The sequence below is a fragment of the Rhodococcus sp. LB1 genome (genome assembly GCF_001583455.1).
GTDB lineage: Bacteria > Actinomycetota > Actinomycetes > Mycobacteriales > Mycobacteriaceae > Rhodococcus_F > Rhodococcus_F opacus.
Map to the genome: position 1 here is coordinate 74,879 of NZ_LTCZ01000389.1, position 11,503 is coordinate 86,381.

Below are 11,503 nucleotides of genomic sequence, written 5' to 3' on the forward strand. Positions count from 1 at the left end.
GTAAACATTTGCGATCGTTGACTTAACGACGAACCCGCCAATGAGTACTGGCTACTTCTCAATTATCGTCAAAACATGCACCTCTAGCAGGGCATATATGGTCAACACGACCTCCGGATCCACGTTCTCGTAATCGAAGAGTGACAGAACATACCTCGTTGCATTGTTTCCGGACTTTTTCTTGTCATTGCCCTTGAAACACTCGCGCGAGAAAGAGGCGTCGACGAATTCGAACACCTCTTCTTTCGCCCCGGTGAACGCATCCGATTCGTCTCGAAATTCATTATTATTTGGCAAAAGTTTTCATTCTTACACCGAATCGACCCGAAGTGTGGGATATCGAGTTCTTCGGCGCGGCGAGGACACGGAGAACGATCGACCCCGAGACACGAACGTCGGGCGGCGTGGAGCGGGCACTCAGGGTGAAAGACCAGGGTCGAGATCGGGGTACATCCCGATGTGCCGGCAGGCCCCGCCGAACAGAATGGAAGCATGACATTCGACAGCAACACTCCCCGCCAGTTCACCCGTTCCGACAACCAGAAGATGCTCGCAGGCGTCTGCGGCGGCATCGCCGAATACTTCTCGGTGGACGTCAACCTCGTCCGGCTGCTCACCGTGGTCGCCACGCTGGTCACCGGCGGCACCGCGGCCCTCGTCTACCTCGCCGCCTGGATGCTGATGCCGGCCGGACACTGACGCAGGCGACGGCACCGAAAAGCACTGTGGCCGTGGAACGAATCCACGGCCACTGCCGACACGAGATCTACCGACGCGCCGGGGTCACAGAGAGCCTGTGACGAGGGCCGGAATGATCGCCAGGATGAGCTGAGTGAACTGGCTGATCGCTTCCCAGCCGTTGGTGATGCTTCCCATTCTTCCTCCATCTTCATGGACGCACAGTGCGCCGCTTTCGGTGACGAACTACCCCGGCAGCGCCGAGGGGTGACCTGATCAGCTGAAGAACGTGGCGCTTTGCGCGAGCAGATCGAAGACGAAAGTGATGATGTCGGTCAGGGTCGTGCTTCCCATGAATCCTCCTGTTACCTGGTGCGCAGCAACGGAATTCAGTCTCCGTCACCGTCCCTCACATTAAAGCATCAACCTCTGCGAGAACGTGACTGTTTCGAAAACTATTCTTCTGCAACAACTCTCGAGCAATCCGGGGTGGGACGGAGACGGGCAGCGTGAGGCCGGCCCTCCCCGAAGCGAGTGCCGGGTTCACCGCTATGCTGCAGCAGAACAGGATTCACATGATCTGAGCGAATACTCCCTTTACCACCCCATGGCGGTGGCAAGCATCGGCCACGACTCGTGCAGGTCGTCTTCCCAGTAGCCCCACGAATGCGTCCCCGAGGGCCGGAAGTCGAACGTCGCGTCGATGCCGAGCTCGTCGAATCGTGACGCCAGTCGGTGAGTGCAGCTGTCGACCGCCGCCTCGATGATCCCGCCGACGATCACCTGGTTGGCCAGCACTGACGGATCGCCGTCGACCGACCTGGCGGTCAGAGTGTCGTGCTCCCCGGGAAGTCCCGTGGACGAGGAGATGAACATGGCTGTGCCACGAAGCTTCTCGGCGTTGACCAACGGGTCGTTCGCGACCCAGCCGGGGCCACCCAGCGGTCCCCACATGTTTTCCGAGTCGGCTCCGCCGCGACTCTCGACCACGGTCCGGACGTAGAACTGCCCGGCGTCGGTGCTCGTTTCGGCGCATCCGCTGTAGGCGCCGATGCCCCGATACAGCGACGGGGCCGCGATCGCGAGGCTCAGTACCGACGTGCCCGCCATGGAGATGCCCGCGATGGCGTTGACTCCCGACGTCCCGAACTCCGCATCGATGATCGGTGGCAACTCCTGAGTGAGGAACGTCGTCCACTTGTTGCGTCCGAGTTCGGGGTCGTCGCGTTGCCAGTCCGTGTAGTAACTGAAGGCGCCGGCGAGCGGCGTCACGACGTTCACGTTCTTGTCGGCGAAGAACGACTCGACGTCGGCCTGGTGTTGCCACGTCGCCTCGTCCTCACCGCCCCCGGCGCCGTTGAGGAGATACAGCGTGGGGCGCGGGACGCTGGTGTCCGCGGGTGTCTGCACCGCCACCGGAACGACCCGGTCCATCGACGGGGAATAGACGTGCACCGTCACGGTCTCGGGTTCGGGTTCGGGTCCGGCCGACGCCTCCGGTGGACCGGCCGTCAACGGCAGCGCCGACAGCGCGACCAGCGCCGTCCAGCGTGCGTAACGCCGCGTTTGCCCACAACGCATTCGTCTCGTCCTCTTCTGTCGTACCCACGCCGCAGCGAACCGAAAAGTCGTTCGGGAGGGTTGCTAAAGGTCCTTTTTACCCGAATTTCCGCGGCCCGAGACCGAAATGCGAAAAACAGTTGAACAACCGACCAGTTCATGAGAAAGGGCAGGTCACAGACAAGAAAGAGCCCGGGACACCAGATGGTGTCCCGGGCTCTTCGAGCACTTCGTGCCCGTGAGTGGTGGGCGAGTCCGAGGCCTCCTCAACCACTCACAGGAGGCGTAGCCGCCTTTAGAAGTCCATACCGCCCATGCCGCCGGTCGGGTCGCCCACGGGCGCTCCGGCCTTCTCCGGCTTGTCGGCGACGACGGCCTCGGTGGTCAGGAACAGAGCCGCGATGGACGCTGCGTTCTGCAGCGCGGAGCGGGTGACCTTGACCGGGTCGTTGATGCCGGCTTCGAGCAGGTCGCCGTACTCGTTGGTCGAGGCGTTGAGGCCGTGACCTGCAGGCAGGTTGCGAACCTTCTCGGCAACGACGCCGGGCTCGAGGCCCGCGTTGAAGGCGATCTGCTTCAGCGGTGCTTCGAGGGCGACGCGAACGATGTTCGCACCGGTGGCCTCGTCACCTTCGAGCTTCAGGTCGTCGAGCGCGGGAGCCGACTGCAGCAGAGCCACGCCACCACCGGCGACGATGCCCTCTTCGACGGCAGCCTTGGCGTTACGCACGGCATCTTCGATGCGGTGCTTGCGCTCCTTGAGCTCCACCTCGGTGGCAGCGCCGGCCTTGATGACTGCAACGCCACCGGCCAGCTTGGCCAGGCGCTCCTGCAGCTTCTCGCGGTCGTAGTCGGAGTCGCTGTTCTCGATCTCGGCACGGATCTGCGACACGCGACCGGCGATGGCCTCGGGGTCTCCCGCGCCTTCGACGATGGTGGTCTCGTCCTTGGTGATGACGACCTTGCGTGCCTGGCCGAGCAGCTCGAGTCCGGCGGTCTCCAGGGAGAGGCCGACCTCTTCGCTGATGACCTCGCCACCGGTGAGGATGGCGATGTCGGCGAGCTGAGCCTTGCGACGGTCACCGAAGCCGGGAGCCTTGACGGCCACGGACTTGAAGGTGCCACGGATCTTGTTGACCACCAGGGTGGACAGGGCTTCGCCCTCGACGTCCTCGGCGATGATGACCAACGGCTTGCCGGACTGGATGACCTTCTCCAGCAGCGGCAGCAGGTCCTTGACCGTGGAGATCTTGGAGCTCACGAGCAGGATGTACGCGTCCTCGAGGACGGCTTCCTGACGCTCCGGGTCGGTGGCGAAGTACGCCGAGATGTAGCCCTTGTCGAAGCGCATGCCCTCGGTGAGCTCGAGCTGCAGGCCGAAGGTGTTGGACTCCTCGACCGTGATGACGCCTTCCTTGCCGACCTTGTCCATGGCCTCGGCGATGAGCTCACCGATGGACGGGTCGCCTGCGGAGATACCAGCGGTAGCAGCGATCTGCTCCTTGGTGTCGATCTCCTTGGCGGTCTCGAGCAGACGCACGGTGACGGCCTCGACGGCCTTCTCGATGCCGCGCTTCAGACCCAGCGGGTTGGCGCCGGCAGCGACGTTGCGGAGACCCTCACGGACGAGAGCCTGGGCGAGAACGGTAGCGGTGGTGGTTCCGTCGCCGGCGACGTCGTCCGTCTTCTTGGCGACCTCCTTGACCAGCTCGGCACCGATCTTCTCGTAGGGGTCCTCCAGCTCGATCTCCTTGGCGATGGAAACACCATCGTTGGTGATCGTGGGGGCGCCCCACTTCTTCTCGAGCACGACGTTGCGACCCTTGGGGCCCAACGTCACCTTGACTGCGTCGGCGAGGGCGTTGAGTCCCCGCTCGAGGCCGCGACGGGCCTCTTCGTCGAACGCGATGATCTTGGCCATTGCGAAGTGATCCTCCGGATTGGGGGTGACACACAAGGCGACCGCTAGTCGGGTCGCCTCATTTACGCCTTCGGCCGAGTTCGGTGCCCGCGACGGACGACCAGGGGTGTCTTTGGTTCCCGGTCTCACCGTCCCGACCTGGCACTCACGCGTCGTGAGTGCCAAGTGCATTTTTAGCACTCGGACAGGGTGAGTGCAAGGTCGGGACGGAACCGGTGCGCCGGGCGATCAGCGCATCGCACAGACCTGACCGGTGTTCACGTTGAACGCGAGGGACAGGGCACCGACGCAGTCGACGCCGTTCGCGTCGGCAGTCGCACCCGAACCCCACCCGGCGATCGCGACGGTGGTGGTGCCGTCGGCCGCACCGGAACGGGCGATGCCGCCGCCGAGCGCGAGCGCGTACGCCTGACCCGAGCCGGTCGACGCACCGAGCGACGTTCCGTATCCGTTGGCGTACGTGGTGGCGCCGCTGTGTCCGTTGGCGACACTCACCGCGGTGCCGCTGTCCGCGGCCATCGCGTGGGCGACGCCGGCGTCGGTCGCCTTGGCACCGCAGCTCGCGGTGTCCGACACCTGGACGTCGTTCGCCGACGGCGGGGAGACACAGTTGACGGGGGCGGCACCGGCGACGCCTGCGCCGGCCACCGAGATTCCCGCCGCGACGCCCAGACCCACGGCCATCGCCGCTCCCACACGTGCCAGCCGTCGGCCGAACAGAGTCGAGATACGAGTACGAGATGCCGAGGCGGTCGAGGTGACGGGTGTGGAGACAGCGAGCATGGAAGCTCCTTCTGGGAACGTCGAATTGGAGGATTCGCCGCGAGAGTACCCGCTCGCGGGCGGTTAGTCCCGGACCGCGGTCAGGCGAGTTCGTCGAGGAGCTTCGGCAGCTGCGCGACCGAGTCGACGACGTGGTCCGGTCGCTGCGGGGCGAGGTCCAGAACCGACTGGCGGAACTTGCCCGTCCGCACCAGAACGCCGGTCAGTCCCACCCGCTGCGCGGCCAGGACGTCATTCGTCAGATCGTCACCGACCATCACTGTCGCGTCCGGTTCCGTGCCCATCAGATCGGTGGCGGTGAGGAACGCCGCGAGCGACGGCTTGCCCACCGAGACGACGTTGGTCCCCGCGACCTCCTCCATACCCGGGAGGTAGGTGCCTGTGTCGATGCGCAGCCCGTCGTGGGTGGCCCATGTGGTGGCCCGGTGCATCGCGACGACGGGGACGCCATCGAGCATCAACTCCACCACGCGGCTGAGTGCGTCGTGAGTGAATTCCGGCCCGGCGCCGCCGAGGATCACCACGTCGGGATCGTCGTCGTCCAGTTCGATCCCGGACAGATCTGCTGTGATGTCGCCGCTGTTGAGGACCCAGGCCCGCGACCCGGGGTAGGTCGACCGGACGTACTCCGCGGTGAGCCGGGCCGCCGTGACGATCTCGCCGGAGTCGGCCTCGATGCCCGCCGACCGCAGGGCGTCGGCGATCTCGTCGCACGTCCGGGACGTCGTGTTGGTGAGGTAGGCACACGCGAGTCCGCGCTCGCGCACCTCCCGCACCGCGGCGGCGGCACCGTCGATCGGATGCCACGAAGTAACCAGCACCCCGTCGATATCGAGCAGGACACCCTCGACCCCAGCCATGACAGGAGCCTATCCGCGCGGCTCGGACGGTGTCGTGTCACTGCCGAGCCCGGCAGACGAGGACGGGACAGGGTGCGTGGTGCACCAGATTCTGGCTGACGGATCCGAGCAGGGCACCCAGCACCTTGCCGCGGCCGTGGCTTCCGACCACCAGCAGTTGCGCCGTCGTCGCGTGCCGCAGGAGGACGTCGGCGGACACCCCCTGTGTCGTCATCTCGTTCACCGGCACGTCCGGGTACTCGTCCCGGATGCCGGCGAGGCATTCGGACACGACGGCCTTCTCCCCTTCCTCGTAGGCGGTCCAGTCCACGTACTTCGACGCATGGGCGAGCCCGTGCTGCTTCTCTCCGCTCCACGCGTGCACCACGTCCAGACCGACGCCGAACGCGGACGCGAGTGCGAACGCCTCCTCGACGGCCTTCTCGCTGACCTGGCTACCGTCCACACCGACGACGATCGGGCGGTTGTCCGGTGCCGCCGTCGCGGGCGCTCCCCGGACGACCGCGACCGGGCTGTGCGCGTGATTGACCGTCCGGAGCACCGTGGACCCGAGGAGGTAGTCGGTGACCGCGCCCGCACCCTGCGCACCGAGCGCCACGATCCGCGCCGCCCTCGACAACTCGATCAGGTGGGACGCCGCCGCGCCCGATCGGACGTCGCGCTCGACGGCGAGTCCGGGATGGTCCTGCAGGACGGCTGCGGTGGTGGCGTCGAGCATCGAGTTGCCGTCCTCGCGCAGTTCCTGGATGAACTGGGCGTCGATCATCATCGCGGTGCCGTTGTAGAACGTGGCCTCGTCCGGGTAGGTGTGGGCGAGCAGGAGTGGGGCGTCGAGCCGGACCGCCGTGCCCGCGGCCCAGCGCGCCGCGTCGAGCGCGGCGCGTGAACCATCGACGCCGACGACCACGGGCGCCCCTGCATGTTCGCTCATATCTCTCTCCCTCTACGGCTCGAGAACTGCTGCACCGCTGAACTTTCCGCCGGCCAGGTCCTGCAGCGCCCGGTCGGCGCGGTCGAGTGGGTACGGATGGATGTCGATACTCAGCCGGTGTTCCGCTGCGATCCGCAGGAATTCGACGGAATCCGAACGGGTATTCGCGGTGACGCTACGGATCTGCCGTTCCCGGAACAGATGCCTCTGATACTCGAGCGCGGGAATGTCGGAGAGGTGGATCCCCGCGACGACGAGGGTGCCGCCGTCGGCGAGCGCCTCCATCGCCACGGGCACCAGATCGCCCACCGGGGCGAACAGAATCGCGGAGTCGAGGGGCTCCGGCGGCACGTCGCGCACTCCCTGCACGGATGCCGCCCCGAGTCGCTGCGCCAGCGCACGGGCCTCCGCCCCACGCGTCATGACGTGCACCCGGGCGCCGCGGATCGACGCGACCTGGGCGGTGAGGTGCGCGCTGCCGCCGAACCCGTAGATGCCCAGTGCACCGCCGTCGGGGACCGCGGCACGGTCGAGTGCGCGGTATCCGATGATCCCGGCGCACAGCAGTGGTGCGAGTTCGGTGTCCGAGTAGCCCTCCGGCAGGTGCAGCGCGTAGTCGGCCGGGACCGTCGCGAATTCGGCGTATCCACCGTCCGCGTCCCAACCCGTGTACTGCGACTGCCTGCACAGGTTCTCCGCGCCGCGCAGGCAGGCGGCACAATGTCCGCAGGTGTGACGCAGCCAGGCGATACCCACCCGGTCGCCGACCGCGAAGGACCCCGACACCGAATCACCCAGTGCGGCAACCTCCCCCACCACCTCGTGGCCGGGAATCACCCGGGCCCGGTGCACGGGCAGATCCCCTTCGGTCACGTGCAGGTCGGTGCGGCACACTCCGCACGCCAGCACCTTCACGAGAAGGTCGCCCGGTCCCGGCTCGGGAACGGTCTCACGTCCGAGTTCAACAGGGTGGCCCGCGACGGGGCCGGGCGCGACCACGCGCCACGCGGCCATCGTTCCGGTTCCGCCCTGCGCCGCCGCCATACCCCCACAATGCCCGTGCGGGGTGGCCACCGCCAGGACCCGGAGCCCCGTGTCTCGATGACACGGTGTCGCGGCGAAGACCGGGCCGGACCGTCCCCGGCAACTAGGCTCCCAGACATGGACCTGCGCGGTGAAGACCTGTTCACGGTGGCGGGGTCGCTGGCCGAGCTGATCGGCGCGCCGATCACGATCGAGGACGAGAACTCGACGGTTCTGGCCTATTCGAGCGGCGAGCAGGCTGTGGACCAAGCCCGCATCGAGACCATCCTGGGACGGCAGGTGCCCGGGAAGTACCGGCAGCTCCTCGAGGACGCCGGTATCTTCGAACGCCTGCATCGCGACACCGACGTCTTCTACGTGGACATGCGGATGCCGAACATGACTCCCCGCGCGGTGATCGCGGTGCGGGACGCGGGACGCTCGGTCGGGTCCATCTGGGCGGCGATGACGTCCGCCCCCACCCCGGAACAGGAATCGATCCTGCGGTCCGCGGTCCCCGTCGTCGCCGAACACATCGCGGCGGAGCGGGAACGGGTGGACGTGACGCGCCGGATGCAGGTCGATCGGGTGCGTGCACTGATCAACGGTGGCGAGCCCGCCTTCCGCGCCGCCGACGACCTCCGGCTGGGGGGAAGGCTGACCGTCGCGGCGGCCGCCCCGGTCGCGATCGGGCGCCCGCTGCCGTCCGGCTTGCTCGCCTCCCTCGGCCTGTACCTCGACACGTTGGCGGTCGATTCGGTCGCCGCCCAGCTCGACGACGTCATCTACGTGGTCATCGCCGCATCGGAGAAGGACGTCCGGCGCCTCGCCGAGAATTTCCTCGGACGCGCCCGCAGCGGGGCCGCGTTCGTGGTCGCCGTCGGACGCGAAGTGACTACGGCGAGCCAGGCTCACCTGTCGCGGGGGGACGCCGACCGGGTCCTCACCGTCCTGCAGCACGCCCGGTCCGGCGGAGTCGTCGGGACGATGCGGGACAGTCTCGCGTCGGTGCTGGCGTTGCGCGTCGCGGACATCTTCGACGGCCTGGGCGAGCTCACCCCGCTCGCCGCGCTGACCCGGCACGACGAGCAGCACGGGACCGATCTCGTGGCCACGGCCCGTGCCTTCCTGGCCCACGGCGGCGATGTCGCCGATGCGGCGGCCGCACTGCACGTGCACCCCAACACCCTGAGGAACCGATTGCGACGCTGCGTCGATTCGTGCGATGTGGACCTGACCGACGCGGACACCCGGCTCATTCTGATGTTGCATCTGAAGCTGACGGGACTGCGGGATATGTGACCCCTGGCCGATTGCACAGGGGGCGCTGTCCGGGACTGGCCGAACGGCTACTCCCCCGGCGCCGTCGCCGACCGATGATGGAGTCATGAGCACAGTGCAGCGCCCTGACCATGTCGCGATCGTCGGAGCAGGCGTCGTCGGATTGTCCGCGGCGTGGTTCCTCCAGGAGCGTGGCGTGCGCGTCACGGTCGTCGACCGGGATGGTGTCGCGTCGGACGCGTCCTGGGGCAATGCGGGTTGGCTCGCACCGGCATTGACGCTGCCGCTGCCCGAGCCCGCCGTGTTGAAGTACGGGCTGCGCGCGATGCTGAATCCGTCGTCGCCGGTCTACGTTCCCTTCACGACCGATCTGCGACTGGTGCGTTTCCTCGTCGGCTTCGCCCGGCACTGCACGCCCTCCCGGTGGGCGGACGCGATGAAGGTGTACGCCGAGGTCAACCGGATCTCCCTGGGCGCCTACGACGAACTCGCGGACGGCGGCGTGCGGGAGCACACCCATCTCGCCGACCCGTTCCTCACCGCGTTCAAGTCGGACGAGGACCGCGAAGCGCTCGTCGACGAGTTCCGTCACGTCGAGGCCGCCGGCGGGGAGGTCGAGTACGACCGCGTCGACAGGGACGAGATCCACTCTCTCGAGCCGAGTCTCGGCAACGGTGTGCACTCCGGTCTGAGGCTGCGCAACCAACGTTTCATCGACCCGCCGCGCTTCGTGCACTCACTCGCCGACGCCGTCCGGGCCCGTGGCGGCGAGATCAGGCCCGGCTTCGACGTGACGGCTGTGCAGGATCGGGGACAGTCGGGGGTCCGGCTGGTCTCGGCCACCGGCGACGCGGTAGCCGCCGATGCCGTCGTCATCGCCAGCGGCGCACGCCTCAATGCACTCGCCCGCCCGTTCGGTGTCCGCGCCCTCGTGCAGGCCGGCCGCGGCTACAGCTTCAGCGTCCAGCCCCAGCAGATGCCGAAGAACCCGATCTATTTCCCCACCCAGCGAGTGGCGTGCACGCCGTTGCAGGACCGTTTCCGCGTCGCCGGAATGATGGAATTCCGCAGTCCCGACGCACCTCTCGATCCGCGCCGTGTCCAGGCGATCATCGAGGCCGCGACGCCCATGTTCACCGGCATCGACTGGGAATCGCGTCAGGAGGAGTGGGTCGGGTCCCGGCCCTGCACCACCGACGGACTTCCGCTCGTCGGCGCCACCCGCTCCCCCCGCGTGCACGTGGCGGGCGGTCACGGAATGTGGGGCATCGCGCTGGGGCCGCTCACCGGACGCATGCTGGCCGACTCGATGACCGGCGGCGAGGTTCCCGGCGTCATGCGGCATTTCGACCCCCTGCGCTGAGCGCGGCTCAGGAACGGGCTGCCCAGAATCTGCGCAATTCGACGACCAGTTCGCGCGACCGCTCGTCGGGGAAGAACAACTTGCCACCCCGGATCTCCACCACTTCCCGCGCCCCCGGGATGACGTCGCGCAGCCAGTAGGCCCACTTCGTCCGGAAGAACACGTCCCCGGTGCCCCACACGACGAGTGTGGGTACCTCGAGTGCCGCGAGGTCCGACTCGACCGCGAGCAGATCGCGTGGATGGAGGGACGCGATCCAGCGCTGGAAAAGTAGTGCTCGGTCGTGGGTGCCGAGCAGCGGCTCGACGTACGACGCCACGACTTCCTCCGGCAGTGATCGCACATTCTGATACCCACTGCCGTACAACAACTTACGAGCCCTCGACACGTTCCTCGCCAGCGGTCGCGCAATCCGGGCGAGCAGTCCCGCCCGGGCGAGCAGCACGGCGGGAAGGAACGCCTTCGGCGGCACGTTGTCATGGGTTTCGCAGTTCGTCAACGTCAGCGACGACAACCTGTCGGGGTGCCGGGCCGCGAAGATCTGCGCGACCGCCCCACCGGTGTCGTTGGCGACGACGTCGACCTTCGACAGCCCCAGCGCGTCGCACGTGGCCGCGACCACGCCGGCGAGTGCGCCGAGGGTGAAGTCCTGATCGGGCGCGGCGGGGGTGTGACCGTGCAGCGGAAGGTCGAGGGCGACGCACCGCCGTTCTCCCTCGAGTTGACGGATCACGTTGCGCCAGAGGTAGCCGGAGGTCCCGACACCGTGAATGACGAAGGCCACACGGCCGGTGCCGGAATCGAGGTAGCTCACCGGACCACGGTCCGTGTCGACGGTCTTCCTGCGTGTGTCGAACTCCGCGAGAGTCATGAGGACCATCTCCTGCATTCCACGGTAGTTCGCAAAGCTCGAGACATCAACGGGCCGCGGGGCACGCCGCTCAGTCCAGCTTTCCCACCACCGTCTCCGCGCTCGCGACCAGCGCGCCGGAGGCCGCGAGGGTGACCGCGGCCTCGATTTCCGGCGCGAGGTGACGATCGGTCCCCGGTCCGGGAACGTGCTCACGGATCGTGTCCCGCACCGCACCCGTCGCCGGCGACGG

General features: G+C 67.3%; 10 protein-coding genes and 1 pseudogene. 3 read left to right on the forward strand and 8 right to left on the reverse strand.

Features of this window, described 5'->3' with window-relative positions:
* The first annotated feature begins 492 nt into the window (after positions 1 to 492).
* Positions 493 to 699 (forward strand): PspC domain-containing protein, encoded by a 207-nt coding sequence (locus tag AZG88_RS36820; RefSeq protein WP_005251806.1) that lies wholly within the window; start codon positions 493 to 495, stop codon positions 697 to 699.
* Positions 700 to 1,275: 576 nt separating this feature from the next.
* On the opposite strand, the gene AZG88_RS36825 is transcribed toward AZG88_RS36820, so the two are convergent.
* The 6 genes from AZG88_RS36825 to AZG88_RS36850 form a co-directional block, all read right to left on the reverse strand.
* A complete protein-coding gene (locus tag AZG88_RS36825) occupies positions 1,276 to 2,259 on the reverse strand; it encodes an alpha/beta hydrolase (RefSeq protein ID WP_061700543.1) in 984 nt (327 codons plus the stop codon).
* Positions 2,260 to 2,533: 274 nt separating this feature from the next.
* Positions 2,534 to 4,159 carry a chaperonin GroEL gene (gene groL, locus AZG88_RS36830; RefSeq protein ID WP_005251801.1) on the reverse strand — a complete coding sequence of 542 codons (1,626 nt, stop codon included), beginning with the start codon at positions 4,157 to 4,159 and terminating at the stop codon, positions 2,534 to 2,536.
* Between the two features lie 228 nt (positions 4,160 to 4,387).
* Positions 4,388 to 4,942: a DUF6764 family protein gene (locus tag AZG88_RS36835; RefSeq protein ID WP_005251799.1), complete on the reverse strand. Its 555-nt coding sequence runs from the start codon at positions 4,940 to 4,942 to the stop codon at positions 4,388 to 4,390.
* An 80-nt stretch (positions 4,943 to 5,022) separates the two neighbouring features.
* Entirely contained in the window at positions 5,023 to 5,802 is a 780-nt protein-coding gene (locus AZG88_RS36840; protein ID WP_005251797.1) for an HAD-IIA family hydrolase, read from the reverse strand.
* Positions 5,803 to 5,839: 37 nt separating this feature from the next.
* On the reverse strand, positions 5,840 to 6,733 hold the full coding sequence (locus tag AZG88_RS36845; protein WP_061041762.1) for a universal stress protein: 894 nt from the start codon (positions 6,731 to 6,733) through the stop codon (positions 5,840 to 5,842).
* 12 nt (positions 6,734 to 6,745) lie between these two features.
* A complete protein-coding gene (locus AZG88_RS36850; protein ID WP_197436098.1) occupies positions 6,746 to 7,747 on the reverse strand; it encodes a zinc-binding alcohol dehydrogenase family protein in 1,002 nt (333 codons plus the stop codon).
* A 147-nt stretch (positions 7,748 to 7,894) separates the two neighbouring features.
* On the opposite strand from AZG88_RS36850, the gene AZG88_RS36855 reads away from it, so the two are divergent.
* Together AZG88_RS36855 and AZG88_RS36860 are read left to right on the forward strand one after the other, a co-directional pair.
* The gene (locus AZG88_RS36855; protein ID WP_061041764.1) at positions 7,895 to 9,058 is read left to right on the forward strand and encodes a helix-turn-helix domain-containing protein; all 1,164 of its coding nucleotides are present in this window, start codon (positions 7,895 to 7,897) and stop codon (positions 9,056 to 9,058) included.
* A gap of 85 nt (positions 9,059 to 9,143) precedes the next feature.
* A complete protein-coding gene (locus AZG88_RS36860; RefSeq protein ID WP_061700544.1) occupies positions 9,144 to 10,400 on the forward strand; it encodes an NAD(P)/FAD-dependent oxidoreductase in 1,257 nt (418 codons plus the stop codon).
* Between the two features lie 7 nt (positions 10,401 to 10,407).
* Here the strand turns inward: AZG88_RS36860 and AZG88_RS36865 are convergent, their stop codons facing one another.
* Together AZG88_RS36865 and AZG88_RS52215 are read right to left on the reverse strand one after the other, a co-directional pair.
* Positions 10,408 to 11,271, reverse strand: coding sequence for an alpha/beta fold hydrolase (locus tag AZG88_RS36865; protein ID WP_061700545.1), 864 nt, complete (start codon positions 11,269 to 11,271; stop codon positions 10,408 to 10,410).
* A 70-nt stretch (positions 11,272 to 11,341) separates the two neighbouring features.
* Positions 11,342 to 11,503: pseudogene (locus AZG88_RS52215) on the reverse strand (histidine ammonia-lyase); the annotation flags it as partial.